Source organism: Bacillus sp. N12A5 (assembly GCF_026790125.1).
GTDB lineage: Bacteria > Bacillota > Bacilli > Bacillales > Bacillaceae > Bacillus.
In genome coordinates this window covers 246,803-272,097 of record NZ_JALAMR010000005.1, presented here as the reverse complement: position 1 = coordinate 272,097, position 25,295 = coordinate 246,803, and the positions used below count along the sequence as shown (strand labels likewise).

Sequence of the window (25,295 nt, the reverse complement as noted above, 5' to 3'; positions counted from 1 at the left end):
CATCTTATGGGGTCAGTCCCAACATTGTGAAGGGTTTTTTTCATTTTTCAATATAGATGCCGATGTCTGCTTCAGCAACAGGCTGCTCTCCTACTGACGCCTTGGCATATCCGAACACAAACCCGCGCCGGTTGCGCGTGACTTCAAACATTAGATCAAGCCTGTCACCGGGCACAGCCGCTCCAAGCTTTTCTGCTTTCTTCACCGAAGACAATAATCCCAAGCTGTTCTCATCTGTAATCCCTGTAAAAGCAGCGGTTTGCGCAAGTGCTTCAATCACAAGTGAAAACGGCATTTCTGTTTGTGTGGCAGTAATAAACCAGTCGTTCTCACCGACCAGTTTATAAGCGGTTGCATGTTTGCCGGGCTGGCTTTCCGTCACGCCATCAATCAATAAAAACGGATAGCGGTGAGGCAAAGAAAAAGCGTTCATTCGATATCTCCTTTTTTTGACCATTATATATCAGCCTAAAGCGCAACGATAGGATATAATGGAAAAAACAGAAAAGGAGGCCGTTATGTCCCCAAGACCGCTTGTTATTCTTGTCCACGAAATATACGGTGTAAACAGCCATATAAAAGGATCGACCGCTGATGAAAATGGCTGGATATCATGTGTTGACGCCGAACCAACTTGACGAGGATGAAGGCTACACCCTGCAAGTGGAAAAAACGGCAGTGGAAAAGGAACTCCGCCCGGTTTCATCAGATTTTTTGTGAACACCCGGTGCGGTTTTGGTGCCGTCATATGCTCCATATTATTATTGCATTGAGTTTTATTTTGCCTGTCTCATCTCACCGAATGGATAATAGACGAGAGATTCAGTACCGATGATGTCGCCCTCAGAAGGCATCCCCATTCCATTTCTGCTATCCAGTGAATTGAGACGGTTATCTCCCATTACAAAATATTTACCGGCAGGAACCTCAACCTCGAAGTCACCCGTTAAGGTTACACCCGATTCTTTGATCTCTTGTTGTTGTTCCTTTAAGTACGGTTCTTCCACCTTTTTATCATTTATGTATAGCTGATCATTCTTCATTTTAATGCTGTCGCGAGGCAAACCGATTAAGCGTTTGACAAATGAGCGTCCGCTTTTTTTGTCATGAATGACTATGATGTCGCCCCTGTGGAACCCGCCAGTCCATTTGACTGATTTGTCAACCAGAATTCTTTCCGAGTCTTTAAGCGTTGGCTCCATCGATGCGCCTTCAACGAGAAATGGCTTGTAAAACACCAGCCTGACCGTAAAAATGAGAGCTGCGATTATAACGATACTGAGTACAACAATCCATTTGATTTTTATTTTTTTCTTTGACGTAATTGTTTTTGCATTCAATTTCCTTCACCCGATGCTTTCCTTAGAATCCTAAATCATTATACAGTATTTGGATCTGCTTGGTTAGACTTTTGTGTGGAAATATTCGTAAGGAAACGGACAGGCCGGGGCAGCCATTCACCCCGGCCTGTTTTATCAGAGCTTTCTTAAACGTGCACAAATTTCATCAGTGACCTCAGCCGTTTTGCTGCGTCCGCCAATATCGCGAGTTTTGATGCCGTCAGCCGTTACTTGTTCCATCACATCGAGAATCTTTGCCCCCAGCTCTTCCTCTCCGAAATGGTCAAGCATCAGCTTCGCTGTCCAAATCTGGCCGATTGGATTGGCAAGACCCTGACCGGCAATGTCGGGAGCTGAGCCGTGAACCGGTTCGAACATGGACGGGTATTTGCCGTCCGGATTGATGTTCGCAGACGGCGCAATGCCGATGCTTCCCATCAGGCTTGAGCTGATGTCGGTTAAAATATCACCGAACAGGTTGCTCGCCACAATGACATCAAACGTTTCCGGACGCGTCACAAAAAAAGCGGCCAGCGCATCAATATGCTGGGATGACGTTTCAATCTCGCTGTAATCAGCAGCAGTCTGCTGAAAAACTTCATCCCAAAACGGCATTGCGTGATAAATGCCATTAGACTTTGTGGCGCTTGTCACATGGCCGCGCCGTTTTTTCGCCAATTCGAAGGCAAAGCGCATGACTCGTTCCGTCGCTTTTCTTGTAAACACAGCATTCTGGATGGCGATTTCATCACCGCCCCTGTGAATGCGTCCGCCGACCTCACTGTATTCACCTTCACTGTTCTCGCGAATCACCACAAGGTCAAAATCATTTGGATGCAAAAGCGGCGATGTAATGCCCGCCATTTGTTTGGCAGGTCTCATATTTATGGAAAGCTCAAGCTCTCTCCGGATTTTCAGCAGCAGCCCCCACAACGAAATATGATCGGGAACCAGCTGCGGGTTTCCGACCGCCCCCAAGAAAATCGCTTCGAATTGCGTTAGCGTATGTATTCCGTCTTCAGGCATCATTTCGCCGTGTTCCATGTAATAATCACAGCTCCATGGAAAAGCCGTAAATGAGAATGACAAACCTCCGTGAACCTCAGCAGCTGTATGAAGCACTTTCTCAGCAGCAGCCACAACCTCTTTTCCCACTCCATCTCCCGGTATTGCCGCAATCTCGAATTGTTTCATCGTCATTCTCCTCCCCCTGTTTTCGTAAGCGTTTTCTATTATACTAGATTGCGAGATGGTAAAAAAAGCCCGTGACGTTCTGTCACGGGTCGGTTATTGATTGAGTTTTTTTAAAACGATGGCATGAAGCGGTTCATGAGACTGAATGCCGCATACCTCTTGAAGCACGCCGCTGTATCCTTTTTCTTCGATCAGCGCTTGCAGTTCAACCGCTTCAGGGTCACCGGTGAAGTCGAAGCGCAGGGCTGCGGCAATCCCTTCCGCCAGAGCATTCGGCTCTTTTATTTTCTTTGCCGGGCCCACAAGTCTATCATTCGCCCCCAGTTTTCTGAGAGGCGATCTTGCCACGCGGGTCACATCGTCCGTAATGAATGGATTTTCAAAGCGTCCGATGATTTTTTTGATATATTGTTCGTGTTCAGTTTGCTTAAAGCCATACGTTTTGACGAGATAGTCACCGGTTTCAAGCAGCGCCGAATAAACGACACGGCGGATTTCAGGATGGTCGATTGCTTCTTTGACCGTTTTCAGTCCGCGCTGATAGCCGACATATGCTGTCACTGCGTGTCCGGTATTGACCGTAAATAGCTTTCGTTCGATGTACGGCGTTAAATCATCAACAAACAGCGCACCGTTTATAACTGGTGTTTTCCCTTTAAAGCCTGATTCATCAATGACCCATTCAAAAAATGGTTCAACTGATACTTTCAGCGGGTCTTCATGATGCTGAACCGGCACGATCCGGTCAACGGCAGAATTCGGAAAACCGACCGTTTCACTGACAGATTTCTGCTCTGCTTCCGTTAAGTGGCTGTATATCTCTTTCTTTAAGAAGCTGCTGCCACCGATCATATTTTCGCAGGCGATGATGTTTAGTGTGCTTGCAGAACTTCTACGTCTTAAACCTTCTGCGATAGATGGAGCAATCAGCTTTAACACATTCGGGCCAACCGCCGTTGTAATAAGCGCCGCCTCATTAATCAGCCGATACAGCTCCTCCAGCTGACTGCCGCTGTTGATGGCGCTGACCGGGCCAATCACCTCTGATGAATGGCCCTCTGCAGCGAGCTCCACTGTGTATTCCTGCTTTTCATTAAGGAGGTTCACCATCGTATCGTTCACATCTGCAAATACCACATCATAGCCGGAGTGGTGAAGCAGCGCGCCGATAAACCCCCTCCCGATATTTCCCGCACCGAAATGTAAGGCGATCATGTCAGTTCACCTCGTTGAAAATAGCGATCAAATCTTCTTCGCTTTTAGCAGAGATCAGGCGTTCAATGTTTTCTTCTTCTGAGCAGATAATCGCGATGTTAGACAAAATGTCTAAATGCTCATTATTTTTCCCTGCGATGCCGAATACCACTTTTGCCGTGTTGCCTTCCCCGTACTCGACACCGTCTGGAATTTGTATGATTGAGATGCCAGAGTGAAGAACCTCGCTTTTGGCTTCCTCTGTGCCATGCGGGATCGCAATGAAATTCCCCATAAACGTAGAAGATGTTTCTTCGCGTTCAAACATTTTGCCAATGTAATCTTCTGTCACATAGCCGTTGTCAATCAGCGTCTGACCTGCCAATTTGATGGCTTCTTCTTTTGATGATACCGTTTGATTGAGTTTAATATTTTCCTTTGCGAGCACTTGCATGAGTATCACTCTCTTTCTTTAAAATTACTTTTTCAGCTTTTCAATCAGCTCGTCGTATTTCGGGCTGTTTAAGAAGTTATCCACTGATATATGCGTAGCGTTTGGCAGCTTGGCTTTCGCGCGATCTGTTAAGTCTTTGTGGGTGATGACAATATCCGCATCGCTTGGAAGATTGTTAATGGCCGTGTTGGTCACACTGATGTCAAGCTCCGCCTTTTTCACTTTGTTTCTTAAGATGGATGCCCCCATGGCGCTTGATCCCATTCCTGCATCACACGCAAAGATAATCTTGTTTACACTTTCAGGAGACAGCTCAGACGCTTCCTCAGCTTTTGCTTGTTCTGCCTCTAAAGCAGCGGCAGCTTGGCTTTTCTTCCCCTTCATGGACTGCATTTTTTCTGTTGCGGCAGCGAGGTCTTCTTCACTTGCTTTTGAAGATTTCAGGATCACTGCTGATACGATAAACGAAACAGCGGCAGCGACCAATACACCCGCCAATACGCCTAAGTAGCCTCCTCTTGGCGTCATCGCCATCAATGCGATAATGCTTCCCGGCGACGATGCGGCGACGAGTCCGGCATTAAAGATCGTGAATGTTAAGAGTCCGCTTGCTCCGCCGGCAATGGCCGCCAGAATCAAGGCCGGTTTCATCAAAATGTACGGGAAGTAAATCTCATGAATCCCGCCGAAGAAATGAATGATCGCAGCTCCAGGAGCCGTAGATTTTGAAGAACCTTTGCCAAAGAACATGTACGCCAGCAAAATGCCGAGCCCCGGTCCAGGGTTTGCTTCTACTAAGAACAGAATCGATTTTCCCGTTTGGGCAGCCTGCTCGATTCCGATTGGACTTAAGATTCCATGGTTAATGGCGTTATTGAGGAACAACACTTTCGCCGGTTCCACAAAAACGCTGGCTACAGGCAGTAAATTCGCGTGTACAATGACTTCCACACCAGCCGCCAGCAGTTTGTTTAACGTCAGGACAACCGGGCCGATGGCGTAAAACGCGAGAATCGTCAAAGCTGCGCCGACAATCCCTGCCGTAAAGTTGTTGATGAGCATTTCAAAGCCTTGTTTGACTTTATCCTTGAACAATTTATCAGTCTGTTTAATGAGGTATCCGCCAAGCGGTCCCATAATCATTGCACCTAAAAACATCGGAATATCCGACCCGACAATCACCCCGATTGCCGCTGTCGCCCCGACGACTCCGCCGCGGTGGTCGTAAATCATTTTTCCGCCTGTATACGCTATCAAAAGCGGCAGTAAATACGTGATCATCGGGCTGACAAGTGTATTCAGCTGTTCATTCGGAAACCATCCCGCCGGAATAAACAGCGCGGTAATGATGCCCCACGCGATAAACGCACCGATATTCGGCATGATCATTCCGCTCAAATAACTGCCGAAGCGCTGCACTTTCACTTTCATGCCGCCTTGCTGCTGTTCTTGCTGCATATATAAACCCTCCCTGTTTTTGTTTGTCGCATAAGATGTAAAAAGATTTTCAGAGAATCATTGCTTCCCTATGCCTCTATGTTAAAACGCTTACAGTCCCTATACAATTGAAAGTAAAGAGGACTTTGGCACATGAGTGTGACAATTTTTTAAAAATAAAAAGGCCACTGGTATTGATATTATCCCCAACACTTTCAGCACTATACCAAAGAATTCAAGATGAAAGCTGTCAACATGTATGAGGAAGGAAACAAAAGCTATAACACGTTATCTGAAGAATTAGGGCTTCGGAGTTCAACCCAGCTCAAAAATTGGGTGAAAACCTATCGAGAAGGCAAGTCTTTAGATGATCATAGGGGCAAAGAGACAAAGTCAGACAATCCTTTTATTGGACGCCCTAAGACAACATTTAAAAGTGTTGAGGGAGAACGAGATTATTTAAAGGCGCAGGTCGAATACCTAAAAAAGCGTTATCCAAATCTGCATGGGGAGGACGGATTTTGAAGACAGCACGATTTGAAGCTGTGCACGAATTGAAGGATCGTTATCCGATTACGTGGCTGGTATGTATCGCCAAAGTGTCAAGGTCGGGGTACTATAAATGGCGCAAGACTCAACGGATTCGAATGGCGAGGCAACAGAGAGAGCAGATCATAAAAGAACACATCATGGCGATTCACCATTCACGTCCTTTCTATGGCTATCCTCGGATCACCATCACTTTAAAGAGAGAAGGATTTTGGATCAACCATAAGCGTGTTTACAGATTGATGAAAGAGATGAACATTCAATCGATCATTCGAAAAAAGCGACGTTATTTTGGAAGACAGGCATCGGTTGTCCTGCCAAACCGGCTTAACCGAGAATTTCAAACCAATCGACCTAACCATCTATATGTAACCGATATTACCTATATTGCTTGTGGACAGCGATTCTATTACCTTTCTGCCGTACAAGATCTTTACAACAATGAGATTGTCGCATGGAAGCTGTCAAAACGAAATGATCTTNNCCAACGGGACGTCCAGGGAGCTATCCTCCATTCTGACCAAGGCTTCCAATATACAACAAAAGCATATCAAAAGCGACTTGAAACCGTTGGTTTGAAAGGCAGCCATTCCCGTAAGGGAAACTGCCTAGATAATGCCTGTATCGAATCGTTTTTCTCGCATCTCAAAACAGAGAATGCATATTTTTCGACGTGTCAAACCGAAGAAGAGCTTCACAAAAGCATTGAGGATTACATTCAATTCTATAATCACGAACGATTCCAGAAAAAATTAAACCAGTGTGCTCCGGTAGAATACCGTAACACACTGGTTGCTTAGGCTTTTTGTGGCTGTCTACTTGACAGGGATAAGACCAGTCTTACGGCCCGGTCTTTTTTATGTTTAATTGACCGCCTGGTAAAGAGGTGCAGCCTGCTGGCACGCTGCGCACCATACGTCATAAATAGCCAAATGAACGATATGAGGCTCATCATGATGGATGTTATGCGAGCTGTTTTTAGCTTGAATCCAGCTGCTTTGGTTCGATAGAGACAAAATGCTGCTGTGCATGTTTTGCCACTCCTGTTCAGCAGCAAATTTCTCAGTCCGTTCACCTGAAGACAGTACAATAAGAGGCATGTTCCCTAAATGGACTTGCCGCAGTTTGAGTTCCTGCAGGCTTCTAGAAAACTCTGCATGTGTGCCCTCAAGCATTAGCTTTCTTGTATATGCTGTGTGCATTTCTTCAGGAATAAAGGAGAAGCTTGCGCAATCTCCTAAAGCTGGATCAAGGAGGACCATGCCGATAATATCGCACCTGTTTTTGCAGGCCCATAAACCGGTGATGACAGCTCCGTATGAATGTGAAACAGCCAGATAAGGAGGTTTTACATCTGCTGCTTTAAGCAAATCCTCCAATTCTTTCACCTGTTGTTCCGCTGTTCGTTTCGCTCTGCTTTGTCCGCTTTTCCCTATTCCTGCTCGATCATATGTGAAAATGCCAAATTCACTATCAATGTCCGCCATTAATGGTTTCCATGTCTCAGAAGAAGTACCGTAGCCGGCCTCAAAGACAATTGTTACACCGCTTGATCCTCTCCGGTGTTGTGTATGGAATGAACATCCGTCAATCGTATATGTCTTTTCCATCCAAGCTGAGTTCATTGGAGTCATCTCCTCTAATTGGTTCTATTAGGGAGACGGAGAACCTGAGCAGATCGTTTCTCTAAAAAATAAAAAAAGAGATATCCTGTTCAGGATATCTCTTGTGGGCATTACCAGCCTCTTTCGTATTGAACAGGGGCTGGTATCTCTGTATTGAGCTGTTTCGCAGCGGTTCTTGCAAAGAAAGGATCCCGCAAAAGCTCTCTGCCGATAAAGATAAGGTCAGCACGTCCGTTTTGCAGAATTTCTTCAGCCATTGAACCGTCTGTAATCATGCCGACAGCCCCAGTTGCCATGTCAGCCTGCTCGCGGATTTTTTCAGCGAAACTGACCTGATAGCCAGGGAATACGTTAATGTCTGCATGAACAAGAGCGCCTGAGCTGCAGTCAATTAAGTCAACACCCTGCTCCTTCATCCATTTTGCAAACCCGATGTGGTCAGCGATGTCTAAGCCTTTGTCTGTATAGTCAGAAGCAGATATACGGACAAATAAAGGGCCGTCCCATACTTGTTTGACTTCATCGATGATTTCTCTTAAGAAACGATAGCGGTTTTCTGGTGAGCCGCCGTATTCATCTGTGCGGTGGTTGGATAGCGGAGATAGAAATTCGTGAATTAAGTATCCGTGTGCCGCATGAATTTCAATCACATCAAAGCCGGCTTCTTTTGCGCGGGCTGCCGCTTGTTTGAACTCCTGGATCGTTTCTTTCACTTTCTCTGCTGACATTTCTACAGGTGTTGCTGATTGTTCGTCAAACGCAATCGCAGATGGGGCGAAAATATCTCCTTCAAGCTCTGCTTTACGTCCGGCATGGGCAAGCTGAATGCCGATTTTTGACCCCTGTTCTTTGACCTGCTCAGTCAGTTTGGCAAAGCCTTCGATATGCTCGTCGCTCCAAATCCCTAAGTCTTGGTCTGTAATTCGTCCTTGAGGATTAACCGCTGATGCCTCCACAATAATCAGCCCGACCTGGCCGATTGCGCGAGATATGTAATGTGCCATGTGGAACGGTGTTAATTTTCCATCCTTTTCATAAGAAGAATACATGCACATTGGTGACATGACGATGCGGTTTTTTAACGTCATATCCTTAATTGTAATCGGTGTGAATAATTTTCTGGCCATTTCTTTCGCCTCCCGTAAGGTTTTTAGAGATTGATTATATCAAGTCATTTCTTTCCCGTCATATAAACTGCTCAAGAGATCCGTTTTTGTCAAACATTTCTGTATAATAGACGGGGAGTCATTTTATTTTTCAGGCTAAAAGCGTTTTTATACATAGGAGGGGCAAAAATTGATGAATTGGCAGACGAAGGACGAATTGCTGACCCTTTTAACTTCTCTTGTGCAATACGAAAGCATCACCGGTTCGAAGGGAGAAGCAGCGCTTGCAGAATATCTTTATTTTATTTTGAAGGACAAGCCTTATTTTCAAAAACATCCTGATGATGTAACACTTCATCCGATGGACGACGGCAGATCCTTTCTAACAGCTCTCGTCAAAAAGAAGAATGTCAAAAAGACAGTGCTTTTACTGAGTCATTTTGATGTCGTGGACATAGAGGATTACGGAGAATTCAAACATATGGCTTGTAAGCCTGCCGAGCTTTTGAGCTCCTTTTTAAAGAAAAAAGAGCTGCTTCCGGAGCGTGTGCGAAAAGATGCTGAAAGCGGCGACTGGCTGTTCGGAAGAGGGACGATGGATATGAAAGCGGGGCTTGCTGTTCAGCTGTCGATGCTGGAGCGGGCAATGAACGGCCAATTTGAGGGCAATCTGCTGTTGATTACAGTTCCTGACGAGGAAGTGAATTCAAGAGGCATGATTGAAGCGGTTCCTATACTGAAGGAAATGGAGAAAAAGCATGATATTACATTAACCGCTTGCCTGAATGCCGAACCGATGTTTGAAAAATTCCCCGGCGATCAGCAGCAATACTTTTATTCAGGAAGCATTGGCAAGGTGCTTGCAGGTTTTTTCTGCAAGGGGATTGAAACACATGTCGGAGAGCCGTTTTCAGGCCTAAACGCTAATTTAATGGTATCTGAGATAAACCGTTTGCTTGAACTGAATGCGGATTATTGCGAAAAGGTTGATGGTGAAGTTACTCCGCCGCCGGTAAACTTAATGCAAAAGGACTTGAAAGAGGCGTATTCTGTTCAGACACCGCATACAGCTGTTACGTTATTTAATGTACTGTTAATGAAACGATCGGCCGATGAACTGCATCAGATGCTGCTTAAAACCGCACAACAGGCGGCAGAGGAAATAACCGCGAACATTCGGAAGAAAACACAGGGTTTTCAGCAATTCGCGCCGTTTACCCCGATTGAACGCACCGTCTCTGTTTTGACATTTGATGAGCTGGTCGTGCGTGCGAAAAAGCGTGTTGGAAACTCGGAAACCGAGCGGGTTCTTAATTATGCCTTTGCCAACAGGGGTGATCTTGGGGACAGGGATTTTTCAACGAAAATTGTGTCTGAGCTTGCTTCGCTCTGTAAGGAGGATGCGCCGCTCATCGTTCTTTTTTATAGTCCGCCGCTTTATCCGGCTGTTTCTTCAAAGGACGATCAATTGATCAGAAATACAGCTGATCAGCTCATGCATTATGCGGCTGATACATATGGCATTGCGTTACGGGAGGTTCAGTATTTCCCCGGACTTTCAGATTTAAGCTATCTTCAGCTTGAAAAGCAGGAGGTTGACGCGTACACAAGCAATATGCCGCTTTTCAACAGAGAATATTCCCTGCCAAGCGGCAAAGATCAGGCTTTATATGTCCCAATTCTAAATGTCGGTCCGGCCGGAAAAGACCCGCACAAATGGACGGAGAGACTGTATATACCTTATTCTTTTGAAGTGCTTCCCGACTTGCTTTCATTTACGATCTCCGCGCTATTAAAACAATCAGAAACGGCCAGCCAGCTGTTTTAGAAAAAAACAAAAGACAGAAGGCACAGTACCTTCTGTCTTTGGCTTATATCTATGAATGCCTCTCTAAAGCGGCACCGGCAAACTGCTCTTTAATCTCTGCACTGCGTTTAGCGGTTTCTTCAATACAGTGAATAATCGCTTCTTCAAAGCGGGAGTCCTGTAAAGCGCGAAGACCTGCCTCAGTTGTGCCTCCCGGGCTCGTAATTTCTTTCCGAAGCTGTGCGGGCTGTTTGCCGCTTTGAAGAAGCATATCTGTTGCCCCTGCCATTGTCTGCAAAATGAGTGCTTTTGCCGTTTCCTCATCCAACCCTATTTTCTGCGCCGCTTTTTCCATTGCCTCAATATAACGGTACACGTAGGCCGGGCCGCTGCCGGCTATCGCCGTGACAGCGTCAAGGTGCCGTTCCTCAACCAGTGTGGCATCACCGATTGTCTCCAATAAAGCTTTTGCGGCGGAGATGTCATCCTGGCTTGCTTCAGCGCTTATAGAAAATCCGGTTGCTGATTTTCTGATGGCTGCCGATGTATTAGGCATGACACGAATGACCGCGAGCTTTCTCTCAAAATAGTGCTGAATGGTTTCGATAGTAAGGCCTGCAAGCACTGAAATCACAAGCTGGTCCTTGATATACGAACGGATGCTGTCAATGCTTTCCGCTGCGTCCTTCGGTTTAAAAGCGAGGATAATGATATCAGTGTGAGTAAAAAACTCATTTTTATCCCTGCAAGGGCGAACGCCATACGTCTCCTTTAATTCAATCAGACGCTCGTCATTTGAGCGGTTTGTGATATAGATATGTTCTGGTTTTGTGATGCCGCTCTGCAAAATACCGTTGATCATTGCTTCTGCCATGGATCCGGCGCCGACAAATCCTATCTTTTTCATTGATATCCTCCTTCTATCAGAACAACAAAAAACCTTTTCATCACGTAAAGGACGAAAAGGTTCGCGGTACCACCCTCATTAGCACAAATTGTGCTCAGCTCAAATCCCGTAACGCGGGAAACGTTTAGGTTTTCCTAACCGCGACTTGAGGGCAGGTTCTACAAACAAGCGGGCCGCAATACCTTTCAGCCGGGGGTATCGCTCTCTTTGGCCATTGCCTTGTATACTATTCCTCGTCATAGCGTTCCAATGGTTCTCGTTTTAGTTTGTTGTTCATTATGCAATGGCGGACAAGCTAATGTCAATAGCTTTTTCAAAAAGGGCCGTTCTCATTCAGCAATAATGACACAAGACCGAGAAAAAGCTAAAATATGAATAATGAATGAAGACAAGGAGCAAAAGGATGACAACTGCAGATGTAATTGCGATCCGCGTCCCGACACCGTTTGCTGTCGGCGATGTCCTCGTTTACCTCGTAAAAGGTGATGCGCTGACACTTATCGATGCCGGGCCGAATACAAAAGAGGCTGCTAAAGCCCTTCAAGAGCAGCTTGCCGCTGTAAATGTGAAAATGTCAGATATTGAACAGGTAGTACTGACTCACCATCACGCTGATCATGCCGGCTTGATTGATGTCTTTCCTGCTGAAATCGAAGTGATTGGGCATCCGTTCAACGAACCTTATATCAGCCAAAATCAAGCTTTTATGGATTGGCAAAAACGTTTTTTTCAAAAGCTGCTGCCTGAATTAGGCGTTCCATTTGATACGGGAATGGCAGAAAAGCTGATTCGGTCGGCGTACGCATTTTCCTGTACAAGATCTTTGACGAAAACAGTCAGAGAAGGTATGAGCATCGATGGGCTTGAGGGCTGGTCTGTATTAGAGATGCCTGGACATGCTGAATCGCATATCGTTCTTTTTCATGAAAAAAGCGGGAGAATGCTAGGCGGCGATCTTCTGCTGGCCAACAGCTCGTCCAATCCGATTCTAGAAGCGCCGAAAGCGGGAGACGTAAGATCAACGCCTTTAGTCGATTATCAGCGGTCATTGCGAAGGCTGTCTGAACTTGATCCAATAATCGTGTTTCCCGGTCACGGCGAGACGATCACCAGCGTTCAGGCGCTGATTGAGAAGCGTTTTGACAAGCAGAGGAACAGGACGGAGGAGGTGCGGCGCATGCTGGATGAAACACCGATGACCGCTTTTCAGATCTGTCAGCAGCTTTTTCCTGCTGTGTATGAGAAGGAATTATTTTTAACGATGTCAGAAACGACAGGGCATCTTGATGTGTTGGCGGCTGAAGAATCCATTACGTCATATTGGGAAGGAAATACCGCATACTTTAGAACAATCAAGAGGTGAAATGGATGAAAGATATAGTGGGAAAGCGGATATGGATAACCGGCGCTTCGGGAGGGCTCGGTGAAAGAATCGCATATTTATGCGCTGCTGAAGGAGCTCATGTCCTGCTTTCGGCAAGACGTGAGGAGCGTTTAATAGAAATCAAAAGGAAAATCATCGAGGAATGGAGCGGACAGTGTGAGATATTTCCTCTGGATGTTGGCCGGCTAGAGGACGTAGCCCGTGTCCGCGATCAGATCGGCTCGGTTGATGTACTGATCAACAATGCGGGCTTCGGGATATTTGAAACGGTTATAGACTCGTCTCTAGATGACATGAAAGCGATGTTTGACGTGAATGTCTTTGGCCTGATCGCCTGTACTAAAGCGGTGCTGCCGCATATGCTTGAGCAAAAAAAAGGCCATATTATTAATATCGCCTCTCAAGCGGGAAAAATTGCAACACCGAAGTCGAGCCTTTATTCTGCGACAAAACATGCTGTGCTCGGTTATTCTAACGCTTTGCGGATGGAGCTGGCGGGAAGCGGCATTTATGTAACAACAGTCAACCCGGGGCCGATTCAGACGGACTTTTTTTCGATTGCTGATAAAGGCGGGGACTACGTCAAAAATGTAAGCCGTTGGATGCTTGATCCTGATGACGTAGCAGCTCAAATTACAGCTGCTATTTTCAAGAACAAACGGGAGATCAATCTTCCGCGTTTAATGAATGCAGGGACTAAGCTGTATCAGCTGTTTCCAGCTCTCGTTGAAAAGCTGGCGGGACGCGCGCTCACGAAAAAATAACGATGGAACTGTCTGTGGCGAGATGTCTTATTGGCATGCTTACAAGCCGTTTTTATAGAGGAAGGGAGAAATCATTGGATGGCAATTAATTCTGACGCCTTTCATGTTCTGCTGAAAGATCCGTTTATTCAGAAGCTGATTCATGCAGAGCCTGTATTCTGGGCAAATCCGGGCAAGGAAGACGGCACGTTATTCGACGCAGAGGAGTGGGAAAGAGAGATAGCAGAGGCGGAAAAAAGGCTGCGCCGGTTTGCTCCTTACATTGCCGAGGTGTTTCCTGAGACGAAAGATGCTGAAGGAATGATTGAGTCTCCGCTTTTTGAAATGCAGCATATGAAAGAAAAGCTGGAAGCGGCATATCAGCAGCCATTTCCGGGAAGATGGCTTTTAAAGGGCGACCATGAGCTTCCGATTTCAGGGTCAATTAAAGCGCGGGGCGGGATTTATGAAGTATTGAAGCATGCAGAAAAGCTTGCGCTTCAAGAAGGAATGCTTCAGGAAACCGATGATTACCGCATCTTACATGAAGAGCGGTTTGCCGCGTTTTTCTCCCGTTATTCGATTGCTGTCGGCTCAACAGGAAATCTTGGATTAAGCATCGGCATCATCGGTGCCACACTCGGGTTTCGTGTGACAGTGCATATGTCCGCCGATGCGAAGCAGTGGAAAAAGGATCTCCTTCGCCAAAAAGGTGTCACTGTCATGGAGTATGAATCAGATTACAGTGAAGCGGTGAAAGAGGGGAGACGGCAGGCGGAACAAGATCCATTCTGTTATTTCATTGATGATGAACATTCCCGTCAGCTATTTGTAGGATATGCTGTTGCCGCAAGCCGATTAAAAAACCAGCTTGACTGTTTGAATATACAACCAAGTCTTGAGACGCCGCTGTTTGTGTATCTGCCGTGCGGTGTCGGCGGAGGGCCGGGTGGTGTGGCATTCGGGCTGAAGCTTTTATATGGAGAATATGTTCATGTGTTTTTCGCGGAGCCGACTCATTCGCCGTGTATGCTGCTAGGGCTTTATTCAGGTCTGCACGAGAAGATTTCTGTCCAGGATATCGGCCTGGATAATCGGACGGCTGCGGACGGGCTTGCTGTAGGGCGGCCGTCAGGATTTGTCGGCAAGCTGATGGAACCGCTTCTGAGCGGCTGTTATACAGTAGAGGACAATACGCTTTATACTTTGCTTCATATGCTGGCTGTATCTGAAAATAAATATTTAGAGCCCTCTGCTCTTGCTGGCATGTTCGGGCCAGTTCAGCTTTTTTCGACAGAAGAGGGAAGGCGCTTTAGCCAGAAATATAATATGAAACATGCCGTACATGTCGTCTGGGGAACGGGAGGAAGCATGGTTCCAAAAGAAGAAATGGCCGCGTATAACCGAATTGGTGCGGGTTTGCTGGAAAACGAAATGAAAAAATAAGCAGACAGTGAAAAGGTTTTCCGTTACAATCTTTGTAAGGGTTTTAACCTACAGAGAGTCAGGTGTAAACAGTGAACAATAAAGAGCTTAACTTACATACTTTATATACAAAGCACAATCGGGAGTCTTGGTCCGGTTTTGGGGGACATTTGTCGATTGCTGTATCTGAAGAAGAGGCAAAAGCTGTGGAAGGGCTGAATGATTATCTATCTGTTGAAGAAGTGGAAACCATCTATATACCGCTTGTTCGCCTGCTTCATTTGCATGTGAAGTCTGCTGCTGAACGCAATAAGCATGTCAATGTTTTTTTGAAGCACCCTCATTCAGCCAAAATTCCGTTTATTATCGGCATCGCCGGCAGTGTGGCAGTCGGAAAAAGCACGACGGCGCGGATATTGCAGAAGTTGCTTTCGCGTTTGCCGGATCGCCCTAAAGTGAGCCTTATCACGACAGATGGTTTTTTATTTCCTACAGCCGAGCTGAAAAAGAAAAACATGATGTCAAGAAAAGGGTTTCCCGAAAGCTATGACGTAAAGGCGCTTCTCGAATTTTTGAATGACTTAAAATCAGGAAAAGACAGAGTAAAGGCCCCGGTGTATTCCCATCTAACCTATGACCGCGAGGAAGGTGTGTTCGAGGTGGTTGAACAGGCGGATATTGTGATTATTGAAGGCATAAATGTCCTTCAGTCCCCCACTTTGGAGGATGACCGGGAAAATCCGCGTATTTTTGTGTCCGATTTCTTTGATTTTTCGATTTATGTGGATGCGGATGAAAGCCGGATTTTCACCTGGTATTTAGAGCGTTTTCGCCTGCTTCGGGAAACTGCTTTTCAAAATCCTGATTCATACTTTCATAAATTTAAAGACTTGTCCGATCAGGAGGCTGACGAGATGGCAGCCTCGATTTGGGAGAGTGTCAACCGGCCGAATTTATATGAAAATATCTTGCCGACTAAATTCAGGTCAGATCTCATTTTGCGCAAGGGAGACGGGCATAAGGTTGAAGAAGTGTTGGTAAGGCGGGTGTAATATCGTGCATCATATTGAACTGTATGTCTCTGATTTGGAAGCGTCTGGGCGATTTTGGGGATGGTTCTTAACAGAACTTGGCTATAAAGAGTATCAAAAATGGAGCTCAGGCCTCAGCTGGAAGAAAGATCGTTTTTACCTTGTGATTGTGCAGGCAAAAGAGCAATTTCTAGAGCCTGAATATCATAGATGCCGTGTCGGGCTGAATCATCTTGCATTTCATGCTGAATCCAAGCTTCAAGTCGATCTGATGACCGAAAAACTGACGGCAAAAGGCTATCGTGTGTTGTACCGAGACCGTCATCCTTTTGCAGGAGGAGACGGGCATTATGCAGTTTATTGTGAGGATCCTGACCGGATTAAGGTAGAACTCGTTGCTCCAAGCCGTTAATCGTGATCTTCGGACAGGCTGTTAAGCTTTTTCTCCATGCGATCCAGCTGTGCTTTTCGGTTCTTCACATCTTTGAAGCCTAAAACAGCTGCAAAGATGACAGCCGCAAACATGATAAACACAATAAGCTGAAACATCACATCGCCTATATTCATGTTCTTCACCTCATTTTTGCGGGAGAGAATTTGTCTCTCCCGTTTATTTGTTTAAAGCGGTTTTTCCAGTCCAGATCGGTGTTTTATCATGTCTGTTTTCATCTGCCGATAGGCGAACGCTAAAAATGGCAGGCCGAGCAGGGTGATGCCGCTCAGGACAGAAAAAATAAAAATCGGCTGGCCAGCGCCAAATAGGTCTAGACATAAGCCCCCAATCCAGGGGCCGATGACGTTTCCAAGCTGTGAAAAACCGATTGCCCCGAAATAAGTGCCTTTTAATCCCGGTTTTGCAATTTGGTCTACAAACAAATCCATCATAGAGAATAAAAGCACTTCGCCGATTGTAAATGTAACGACAATCATCACAAGTGACGAAACACCGTGTGATATGATGAAAATGGCCATGCTGATACTAACCATCACATTACCAAGCATCAGGGAGCAAAGCGGCGAAAAACGTTTTGCATAATGGACGATGGGAAATTGCGTCGCCAACACAACGATTGCGTTTAGTGTCAGCATCAACCCATACAGCTTCGTACCATTGCTGATCAAGGGGTTCTGCGCCATGTACTGCGGGAATGTGGAACTGAATTGTGAGTAGCCGAAGGTGCATAGCGTAATGCCGACCAAAGCAATGGTAAAAAGATGATCCTTTCGCGTCACCATAAACGCTTCCCGCATGTTCATATTTCGGGATGGGCCTGCTGCTGATGAGGATGGATGTTTTTTAAATTGGAAGGCAAGCACAAGTCCGTATAATCCGTAAATGACTGCCGGCACTAAAAAGGGTGCGGTTGATTGCGACGAGCCGAAATACAGGCCAAGCACCGGTCCGAAGACAACGCCGATATTAATAGCTGCATAGCGCAAATTAAAAACAAGCAGTCTCGTTTTTTCTTCTGTCATATCAGACAGCAGGGCCTTTGAAGCGGGCTCAAACAGTGATTTGCAAAGACCGTTTAATGCGTTTACCACAAAAAATACCCAGAGATGGGATGCCGCCGCAAAGCCTGCAAATACCAGCATCCAGCCGAAAATGGACACAAGCATCATGTTTTTTCTGCCGAATTTGTCCGAGATATATCCGCCGTAAAAGCTTGCAAGGATGCCGACCGATGAGCTTGCAGCAATGACAAGCCCTGCATAGGAAGCTGATGTGCCTTGGACGGCTGTTAAATAAATTGCTAAAAAAGGAATGCTCATTGATGTTGCCATTCTGCCGAAAATGGTTCCGATGATAATTGTCCAGCTGATCGGGTGAATATCTTTCCATTTCTTCATAAATCGTATTCTCTCCTGTATGTAAGATCTTTTTCTATCATATATGAAAAAATTTCCTTTTCCAATGGAGAATTCAAAATATTTATTGTTGACCTAAAGCATGTCTGTACTGGATTGGTGTGTGAGATGGCACCGTGTGACAGAATAAACCTCGTTGAAATTGAAGCATTCGGGATGAAAATGACGATATGTCTGATGATGAAAGCACCGTATGAAATGAAAGCATGTTTTAAGCGATCCGGCAGCCCATGGAAGTTTGGAACATGAAAGGCTGTTCACCATATCGGCGGAGTTTTGGACATGTCGAGGAAGCCGGGCACGAGGCCAAGATTTATCGTGCCCTTATACTGAGGAGGGGCTTCTACTGATGAAAAAGACAGAAGAAGAAGCCGCGTCGCTTCTGGATCGGCTTAACAGGAGGTGTTAGAGCCTTTCTGTCGTATGACATTGAGATGTTATTCGCTATTACTTCGGTGCTATCCGAAGGGAAGCCGCCTAAGCGGCTGAAAGACCAGTCTGATTCGGGCTTTGGCTTTGCACCTCTGTCTTTTATGGCCGGCGTTTAAGAGAACAATCCTTGGTTTGTAACATAGTCATAAATGATATCTTCTATATGCGCATGCAGATCCTCATCGGGTTCTTCATTCCGTCTTTCTTCTAAGGCTGCTTTCAGGCTTTGTTTTTCATGCGGGCTTAATGGATCTATGGCAACATTTCGGCCGTATTGGCGCAGTGCCTGTCCCATCATTTTTTCGACAAATTTCTCCATCATGATTCTCCTATCTTTCTGATTCGCTTTTATTCTACTAAATGTTTTTCTTTTCTCACACCCTTGGATCATATTTTCTGTCAGACAAGAATCATTTACCAGTATAAAACGAACATATTTTCGCATATAATAGAAAAAGCGAACATAAGTTCTTTTTAGAGGTGTGTATGATGAAAGAAAAAGTGATTTTTCTCGTTGACATGCAATCGTTTTATGCATCTGTAGAGAAAGCGGAAAATCCACATTTGAAAAATAAGCCCGTCATTGTTTCGGGTGACCCTGAAAAAAGGGGCGGAGTCGTATTGGCTGCCTGCCCGCTGGCGAAACAAACGGGTGTGGTGAATGCTTCACGGCTGTGGGAGGCCCAGGAAAAATGCCCGGAAGCTGTTGTGCTCCGGCCCCGCATGCAGCGATATATTGATGTGTCACTGCAAATTACGGCCATTTTAGAGGAATATACAGACCTTGTGGAGCCGTATTCCATCGACGTTCTGTTACTATTAATTACATGATATAATCATAGTTTACAAAGTTCGACTTTATCCTCAAGGTTATCACATAACAGCTAACAAAAATGTATAATATAAACTGTGAGTTTGGGGAGGGAAAGATTTCTTGAGAGATTATAATGGACTTGAACTAAGAGTTGAATTAGCCAAGGCAAAAAACGATCTGCGTTATATGATTACTGATAATGGAATACCAATACATGATGCTTGTCTTTGGTTAGATTTTGTGAGTTTGAATAGTTATCTCACTGGTGAAAGATATGCATATGCACTTTTACGTTACTTTCGCTTTTTAAAAGTTAATAAAATTCATTATAAAGAAGTTGTAGATAAGACTGTAATCGAGGAATACATTAAAGATCTCCTTGGCCTAGGCAACAAAATAATTGATTATGAAAGTCAAATCACATACAATGCAATGTCACTGTACATTACCGTAGTAAAATCTTTTTATCTTTGGCTTGAAGATGAAAGGAAAATAAGCGTTAATCCATTACTTGTTCATAGTATTGCTGACACAAATAAAACTTTTAATAAAACCAAATTATTGTATGGACAGATATGGAAGTTTGATATAGAAACGACTTTATTATCAAGAGTGACTTATCGTAAGCAAAGAGATCATTTAAAATGGTATACGGAAAATGAAGTCGAAACAATCAGAAAAAATCTTCCCACTATTAGAGATGAAGCAGTTTTCGCAATTAGTGTCGAGACAGGAATGAGAATCGGTGAAATTTTAGGATTAAAAATGAATCATTTTAATCCATTTGAGGCAACATTAGAGATAGTTAGAGAACGGAATATTGAGAATCGGGCACAAGTTAAAACAGCTGAACGTACAATACATATTTACAGCTCGTTAGTTGATTTAATCCAAGAATATATTATAACTGAAAGGGCTTATGCTGATATTAATTATTCGAATTTTTTATTCTTAAATCATAAAGGCAAACACATGGGGCAACCTCTAAAACCTAGAAATTTTTTGCGTATATTAAAAGATTCAGGAGAGAAGTCAGGTTTAAAAAGAAACGAAATCAGAACGCATAGTGGCAGAAGCACAAGAGTGCAGCAACTAGTGGAATTGATGAGAGACAAACCTGAATTAGGTATTACTCAAACATACATTGATGAAGAGCTTGGATGGAGAAGCGAGAGAAGCATAAAAAGTTATGAGAAGGGATATAGTATGAGACAAAAACGAAAAATTTTAGAGAGAATAAAAAACGTATCAATCAATAAAGGAGAGGGTTAAATTTGATAAATATAAAGCTGGTCAAATCTTTAACCCCTACGAATTATATAATTGATGTAAATCAAAATAGCATTCATTTACGCAATGCTCAATTAAAATATCCTGAGTTAACAGAATTTATATCAAAAATTCAAGATGTTTTTCTTGAAAAGAATATAAATTCCTTTTACTCAGTTTTTAACATCCACGGTATTAAATATTTTAAAAGTGTTGAAGAGCTTTTTATTTTTGGATTTCCGAATCAGTTTCTTGAATTTCTATTATATATAGGACAGCAGCATGTAGAGCAGGGAATCTATTTTTCTGTAACAAAAATCCTCAAGGGTTTAAATCCAAATGATGGAGCATCAAATAAGAGTAATGATCTAAAGAACTTTATTACATGGGTTGAAAAAGAATATCAGGATCAAATTATTTTACCGCAACTCTTTAAAGCTTTTAATACTGGAGATAGAAAAAGAGTGGAGCTTATTTATAGATCTTTAACTTATTCAAAATTTATGGATTTAAGCCTAAAAGAATTAAAACAAGAATTTGTTTCTTATCTATATTCATGTACAGATGCCCTATTCAAAAAAAATAAAGTTGTGTTTTATTCGAATCTTTATTCTTTTGCATTTGGTGTGCAATATTTACAGTATAGTTATTTGTCTGAACCTTTAAAACATTTATTTACTGATTTATTAAAAAATAAAAAATACTCTTTGGAGAAAAGCATTGTTGGAGTTGGTTTAGATAAATGGTTTTTGTTGATTAAGAATATACAACAGGTTAATGTACGGGTGTTAAAGTTTGAATGCTTACCAAACAACTTGAAGTTTGAGATTCAACAATATCTTTTTAATTGGTGGCAAAAAGGAGAAAGTGAAAAAGCAATTGCACGGAGACACACTAATGTAATGAGGATAGGAAATGCTCTCGTTAGCACTGGGATAAGCTTTCAATCATTGCTAGATCTAACTTATGTAGATGTACTAAATATTAATGATTTTTTGCATCAACTTAAATTAAAGGGGAAAAAGAAATATTCACCCAAAACCATTCAGGGATCTTTCTCTGAGGCTCGAATGTTTTTTGATTGGTTAAACAAAAAAAGAAACCCTAATAATGTATTAAATAATCCTTTTAGACGTTTTAAGTATTATAATATAAATTCGTTTGTGAAGAATTCAAAGTATATTCCTGAAGAAATAATTGAACAGTTAACTAATGTTATCCATGAATGTCACAGAAGCATTCAACTTATTTGGCTGATTATGATGAATACGGGAATGAGAGTTTCAGAGGTATTAAATCTAACAACAGATTGCTTAGTCTACGACCAAAAAGAAAAAACGTTTTTCCTCAAGTTTTTAGCTTCAAAAAATTTAAAAGAACGACGTAAAAAAGGTTTAGATGATTTTCATACGATTCCTTTGACTAATGAGGAACTTATAACAAAAATTCGAGAACAAATTGATAATACCTCTGACCTTAGGGCTTTAGGTAATACAAATTTTATTTTTATCCTTATCGACGATATACATAGAAGCTCTATAAAACGTTATACTGGCAATATGGTTTCCAATGAGATTAATAAATGTATAAAAAAACATCAGATTAAAGATCATACAGGTAATCTTTTTCATTATGCCAATCATCAATGCAGAAAAACATTAGCTGTTTCTTTATTAAGTGAGGGGAGTTCTGTCACAGATGTTTCTCAGATATTAGGGCATTTAGTAGAAAAAACAACCCAACAATATTATCAAGATGTTGATTCGTTAAAGATAGCTAAGCTTGATCAAAAACTTTTTGAGGAGTTATTCCATACACTTGATAAAAAAACTGTTGAATCTTATAATCCTCATGATTTTGAGCAGCTTAAGCAAGAAATTATGTTAGGTGCTCGGGAAACGCCTGAAGGTCATGGTAGCTGCGTTAAACATGTTTCTTTTGGTCCCTGCAAAAAAAGGTCCTGTGTGGGTTGTTCTTTCTTGTTAACTGGACCGCAAAAACTTCCTATGTGGAGAAAACTTTATCGAGAACAACAGAAATATGTTTACGATTTACGTTCGCTAATGATAAGGCAGGGTGTCGAAAATTATAAAGACTATAGGGATTTTCAGCATGAGAATCATCTGCTTAATCTTTACAAGAATACTATTGAACAGCTAGAAAAATTTATGAAAGAGAGGGATTTGAATTTTTAATGAATATAAAAAAACAGTTTCATTTAAGAAAGAATTATTCAAAAAATCTTAAAGAATTTTTAATACGTCGTATAGACCAACTTGGGTACTTTGATTTTTCTGATGATTCTTGGTATTTCGAAAAGAGACATAAAGATTCCCTTCCTAAAGGCTCCTATACCTTAGTTTTTCACCAGGTACCAATTCAATATAAAAAGTCGGTGAAATATTATGCTCTCTTATGTGATAATCAAGTGAGTACCATACAAAAAAAGTGTTTAAATATTGCCCGTTTTTTAAAATTTATTGTAAAGCAATTTGGTTATTTAGAACTGGGGAAAATAATCAGACAACATGTTAATGCCTTTGAATATTCATTGAACCTCTCTTCTTATTCAATGAACAACAAACAAGTGACTTATGCTTCAGTTCATGATTTCTTTACAAAGATTTCTGATTTTGATGAAAACCTTAATAATATACCATCTAAAAGAATAAATCCTTTTAAGCAAAGTAGATATAAAAAAGAAAATTTAATTAGTTCTGAGGATCTTAAAATCTGGGATACTCTTCTGAAAGATGAACAATTAAATATACCATTAGAATTTCGAACTTTGTATTGGCTGATTCGTTCCTTTCCAAATCGCATTACAGAAGTATTATCTATGAAAAGGGATTGTCTTAAGAGTTTTTATAGTGAATATGTAATTCAAATCCCCACTTTTAAACAAAGCGGAGGCTATGGTAAGCCTGTAATTAAATCAATCCCTGTAGTATATCAAGGCCATGGAAAATACGTAATTGACCTCATTAAAAAACTTCAAGAACAAACTAACTCAAATCTTTCTAAATATCCAATCGCTCAAAATCAAAAACACGACTACCTTTTTCTTATTAGAAGATGGAATTTTTATGATGACAATGGTTTAAACTTTCGTTTTAATCAAAAGTTTACTAATCAACTATATAATTGGACAGGACCAAAAATAAATGATTTGTTGAAACAAATGGGTTTAATTATGAACATAAGAAATAAACATAATCAATTAATAATCCCCACCACTCATCATTTTCGGCATAGCGCTGTAACTGAAAGGTTATATACCGTTGGATATACAATTGAACAAGTTCGCCGCCTAACCGGACATAAAAATGAATCCATGACAAAATTCTACACTCATCAGCTGGTTGAAAAGCACAAGAAAATTCATTTAGGAATTTCCCAATTGAGTAAACCTCATGAAAGTGCTGTGGAATTCAAAGGGAAAATTCTAAATTTAGATGAAAGGACAACTCACCAATTATCTACAGATCCTAGACGTTATTTAACGTGGGAGGCTAATGGGAAAAAAGGTGTCGGTATTTGCAGTGATATTTCAGGCTGTAATCCTCAAGGTACCTCAGTGCATTTTGAATGTTATGCGTGTGATTGGTTTGTACCTAAAATAGAATATCTATCTGATTATAGAGCCGAATATGTTTATTGGGAGAAAGTTATTGAAAGGACTTCAGGAGATTCTAGGCGTGCAGCCCATTTTGAAAATGCTGTTCGCAACCTAAGTTATCTCGAAAGGATTATTTCCATATGCGAAAATGGGGTTGCTCATTTTAAGGAAAAGTTGGTCTTAAATAAAGCTAAAAAGGATTTGGAATCATATAATTGGGAGTGATTTTCCGTATGCCTAATGAGGGAATCTTAATTTTGCAGCAAAGAAAGAGAAACGAAAGTATTGAAAAAGTCAATTGGGCAATTCAGTATTTTCGTGATTTAGAAGGACCAAATTCTCGAATTACTGCAAAAAAACTCTCAGAGTTAACACAATTAAGCCGCACAGTGCTTTATAAACCACATTTACGTTCCCTTTGGGATAAAAATTGGCACGGCGAGAACCTAAAGACTTCTAAAAAAAATGACTTTATTGAGGATAAACTCGAAAAAAAAATTGCTTGTTTAAAAGCAGAATTACAAAAAAAAGAGACTAAAATTCATCGACTTGAAGAAGCATACAAACATGAAAAGAATTGTTCGAAGGCATATGCTAAAGACTATGAAGAGTTGAAAGTTCGGCATCAAAGATTATTGCATCATAATTTGATGTTAACTAGAAAATTGCATTTGCATGGTCTTGAATATGATGATCAGCCTGATTTATAACATGGATCAAAGAAGCCGACTATTTTGAGATAGTCGGCTTCTAATAAGACAGTTCAACTGAAATAATTTGTTGATAGGGTATTGTTATTGCATCTTCATCGTTAATGATTTTTAATTGGTGTTGCTTAACTTGTGTCACCCATCCCCAAAAATGTTTTTTCTCATAAGCTGAAGCATACGTGATCGTGATAGCGCGATCCTCGTTTATAGATTGTAAAATGATACGATTGATTTCATCTAATTGGTCGTCACTAAGCTTGCTTTGGCGAAATTCTCTCTCTTTCCGCCTTTTATCTAGTAATAACTCTCGATGTTCAGGTAGCATCATACGGCTTGATTCCCACATGAGGTTATAGCCTGGTGTTAACTTATTGGGATTCATAATA

24 protein-coding genes and 2 pseudogenes are annotated in these 25,295 nt (G+C 42.4%); 13 read left to right on the top strand and 13 right to left on the bottom strand.

The features are described 5' to 3' along the window. Window positions 1-40: 40 nt before the first annotated feature. Window positions 41-433, bottom strand: a complete 393-nt coding sequence (locus tag MOC09_RS07410; RefSeq protein WP_268370055.1) for a 3-hydroxyacyl-ACP dehydratase FabZ family protein — start codon at window positions 431-433, stop codon at window positions 41-43. Window positions 434-518: 85 nt separating this feature from the next. Between MOC09_RS07410 and MOC09_RS07405 the strand changes: the two are divergent. Continuing rightward, window positions 519-687: pseudogene (locus tag MOC09_RS07405) on the top strand (dienelactone hydrolase family protein); the annotation flags it as partial. An 89-nt stretch (window positions 688-776) separates the two neighbouring features. Here MOC09_RS07405 and sipU read toward each other — a convergent pair. The 5 genes from sipU to MOC09_RS07380 all read right to left on the bottom strand — a co-directional run bounded on the left by sipU (window position 777) and on the right by MOC09_RS07380 (window position 5,640). Then, window positions 777-1,340 carry a signal peptidase I sipU gene (gene sipU / locus MOC09_RS07400; RefSeq protein ID WP_268359363.1) on the bottom strand — a complete coding sequence of 188 codons (564 nt, stop codon included), beginning with the start codon at window positions 1,338-1,340 and terminating at the stop codon, window positions 777-779. Between the two features lie 135 nt (window positions 1,341-1,475). Next, a complete protein-coding gene (locus tag MOC09_RS07395) occupies window positions 1,476-2,540 on the bottom strand; it encodes a tartrate dehydrogenase (RefSeq protein WP_268359361.1) in 1,065 nt (354 codons plus the stop codon). Between the two features lie 87 nt (window positions 2,541-2,627). Beyond that, a complete protein-coding gene (locus tag MOC09_RS07390) occupies window positions 2,628-3,749 on the bottom strand; it encodes a mannitol-1-phosphate 5-dehydrogenase (RefSeq protein ID WP_268370049.1) in 1,122 nt (373 codons plus the stop codon). Between the two features lies 1 nt (window position 3,750). Then, complete coding sequence (locus MOC09_RS07385) at window positions 3,751-4,182, bottom strand: PTS sugar transporter subunit IIA (protein ID WP_100275830.1); 432 nt, start codon at window positions 4,180-4,182, stop codon at window positions 3,751-3,753. Window positions 4,183-4,206: 24 nt separating this feature from the next. Continuing rightward, window positions 4,207-5,640, bottom strand: coding sequence for a PTS mannitol transporter subunit IICB (locus tag MOC09_RS07380; RefSeq protein ID WP_268359357.1), 1,434 nt, complete (start codon window positions 5,638-5,640; stop codon window positions 4,207-4,209). Between the two features lie 219 nt (window positions 5,641-5,859). Here MOC09_RS07380 and MOC09_RS07375 point away from each other — a divergent pair. Then, window positions 5,860-6,968 (top strand): IS3 family transposase gene (locus MOC09_RS07375; RefSeq protein ID WP_268370046.1). Its coding sequence is split into 2 segments (ribosomal slippage): window positions 5,860-6,112 and window positions 6,112-6,968, totalling 1,110 coding nucleotides; the frame shifts between segments, so codons are not numbered across the junction. Window positions 6,969-7,031: 63 nt separating this feature from the next. On the opposite strand, the gene MOC09_RS07370 is transcribed toward MOC09_RS07375, so the two are convergent. Further along, on the bottom strand, window positions 7,032-7,793 hold the full coding sequence (locus tag MOC09_RS07370) for an alpha/beta fold hydrolase (RefSeq protein ID WP_268360310.1): 762 nt from the start codon (window positions 7,791-7,793) through the stop codon (window positions 7,032-7,034). A 110-nt stretch (window positions 7,794-7,903) separates the two neighbouring features. Next, complete coding sequence (namA, locus tag MOC09_RS07365) at window positions 7,904-8,920, bottom strand: NADPH dehydrogenase NamA (RefSeq protein WP_268360309.1); 1,017 nt, start codon at window positions 8,918-8,920, stop codon at window positions 7,904-7,906. Window positions 8,921-9,092: 172 nt separating this feature from the next. Between namA and MOC09_RS07360 the strand changes: the two genes are divergently transcribed. Continuing rightward, window positions 9,093-10,727 carry a M20/M25/M40 family metallo-hydrolase gene (locus MOC09_RS07360; protein ID WP_268370063.1) on the top strand — a complete coding sequence of 545 codons (1,635 nt, stop codon included), beginning with the start codon at window positions 9,093-9,095 and terminating at the stop codon, window positions 10,725-10,727. 49 nt (window positions 10,728-10,776) lie between these two features. Here MOC09_RS07360 and proC read toward each other — a convergent pair whose 3' ends face one another. Further along, on the bottom strand, window positions 10,777-11,613 hold the full coding sequence (gene proC, locus MOC09_RS07355; RefSeq protein ID WP_268370044.1) for a pyrroline-5-carboxylate reductase: 837 nt from the start codon (window positions 11,611-11,613) through the stop codon (window positions 10,777-10,779). A gap of 403 nt (window positions 11,614-12,016) precedes the next feature. On the opposite strand from proC, the gene MOC09_RS07350 reads away from it, so the two are divergent. From MOC09_RS07350 to MOC09_RS07330, 5 genes are all read left to right on the top strand, one after another. Continuing rightward, a complete protein-coding gene (locus MOC09_RS07350; RefSeq protein ID WP_268360307.1) occupies window positions 12,017-12,976 on the top strand; it encodes an MBL fold metallo-hydrolase in 960 nt (319 codons plus the stop codon). A 5-nt stretch (window positions 12,977-12,981) separates the two neighbouring features. Then, window positions 12,982-13,761 carry an SDR family NAD(P)-dependent oxidoreductase gene (locus MOC09_RS07345; protein ID WP_268370042.1) on the top strand — a complete coding sequence of 260 codons (780 nt, stop codon included), beginning with the start codon at window positions 12,982-12,984 and terminating at the stop codon, window positions 13,759-13,761. Window positions 13,762-13,839: 78 nt separating this feature from the next. Further along, window positions 13,840-15,186, top strand: coding sequence for a D-serine ammonia-lyase (gene dsdA, locus MOC09_RS07340; RefSeq protein WP_268360305.1), 1,347 nt, complete (start codon window positions 13,840-13,842; stop codon window positions 15,184-15,186). A gap of 71 nt (window positions 15,187-15,257) precedes the next feature. Continuing rightward, window positions 15,258-16,217: a type I pantothenate kinase gene (gene coaA, locus MOC09_RS07335; RefSeq protein WP_268360304.1), complete on the top strand. Its 960-nt coding sequence runs from the start codon at window positions 15,258-15,260 to the stop codon at window positions 16,215-16,217. Window positions 16,218-16,221: 4 nt separating this feature from the next. Further along, a complete protein-coding gene (locus MOC09_RS07330; protein WP_268360303.1) occupies window positions 16,222-16,608 on the top strand; it encodes a VOC family protein in 387 nt (128 codons plus the stop codon). Here the strand turns inward: MOC09_RS07330 and MOC09_RS07325 are convergent. The 3 genes from MOC09_RS07325 to MOC09_RS07315 all read right to left on the bottom strand — a co-directional run bounded on the left by MOC09_RS07325 (window position 16,605) and on the right by MOC09_RS07315 (window position 18,816). Next, window positions 16,605-16,763, bottom strand: a complete 159-nt coding sequence (locus MOC09_RS07325) for a hypothetical protein (RefSeq protein WP_268367097.1) — start codon at window positions 16,761-16,763, stop codon at window positions 16,605-16,607. The two genes, MOC09_RS07330 and MOC09_RS07325, sit on opposite strands and share 4 nt — an antisense overlap. Before the next feature lie 51 nt (window positions 16,764-16,814). After that, window positions 16,815-18,047, bottom strand: coding sequence for an MDR family MFS transporter (locus MOC09_RS07320; protein WP_268367096.1), 1,233 nt, complete (start codon window positions 18,045-18,047; stop codon window positions 16,815-16,817). A gap of 562 nt (window positions 18,048-18,609) precedes the next feature. Then, on the bottom strand, window positions 18,610-18,816 hold the full coding sequence (locus tag MOC09_RS07315) for a YqzH family protein (protein ID WP_166851131.1): 207 nt from the start codon (window positions 18,814-18,816) through the stop codon (window positions 18,610-18,612). 167 nt (window positions 18,817-18,983) lie between these two features. On the opposite strand from MOC09_RS07315, the pseudogene polYB reads away from it, so the two are divergent. The 5 genes and pseudogenes from polYB to MOC09_RS07290 form a co-directional block, all read left to right on the top strand. Continuing rightward, window positions 18,984-19,325, top strand: a pseudogene (polYB, locus tag MOC09_RS07310) (DNA polymerase IV); the annotation flags it as partial. Window positions 19,326-19,431: 106 nt separating this feature from the next. Then, window positions 19,432-20,583, top strand: coding sequence for a tyrosine-type recombinase/integrase (locus MOC09_RS07305; protein WP_250620342.1), 1,152 nt, complete (start codon window positions 19,432-19,434; stop codon window positions 20,581-20,583). A gap of 2 nt (window positions 20,584-20,585) precedes the next feature. After that, window positions 20,586-22,775 (top strand): tyrosine-type recombinase/integrase, encoded by a 2,190-nt coding sequence (locus MOC09_RS07300; protein WP_187953669.1) that lies wholly within the window; start codon window positions 20,586-20,588, stop codon window positions 22,773-22,775. Beyond that, a complete protein-coding gene (locus tag MOC09_RS07295; protein WP_187953668.1) occupies window positions 22,775-24,424 on the top strand; it encodes a site-specific integrase in 1,650 nt (549 codons plus the stop codon). Before MOC09_RS07300 ends, MOC09_RS07295 begins: the two co-directional genes overlap by 1 nt. Before the next feature lie 8 nt (window positions 24,425-24,432). Then, window positions 24,433-24,909: a DUF6262 family protein gene (locus tag MOC09_RS07290; protein ID WP_187953667.1), complete on the top strand. Its 477-nt coding sequence runs from the start codon at window positions 24,433-24,435 to the stop codon at window positions 24,907-24,909. A gap of 40 nt (window positions 24,910-24,949) precedes the next feature. On the opposite strand, the gene MOC09_RS07285 is transcribed toward MOC09_RS07290, so the two are convergent. After that, entirely contained in the window at window positions 24,950-25,291 is a 342-nt protein-coding gene (locus MOC09_RS07285; RefSeq protein WP_187953666.1) for a YolD-like family protein, read from the bottom strand. Window positions 25,292-25,295: the final 4 nt, after the last annotated feature.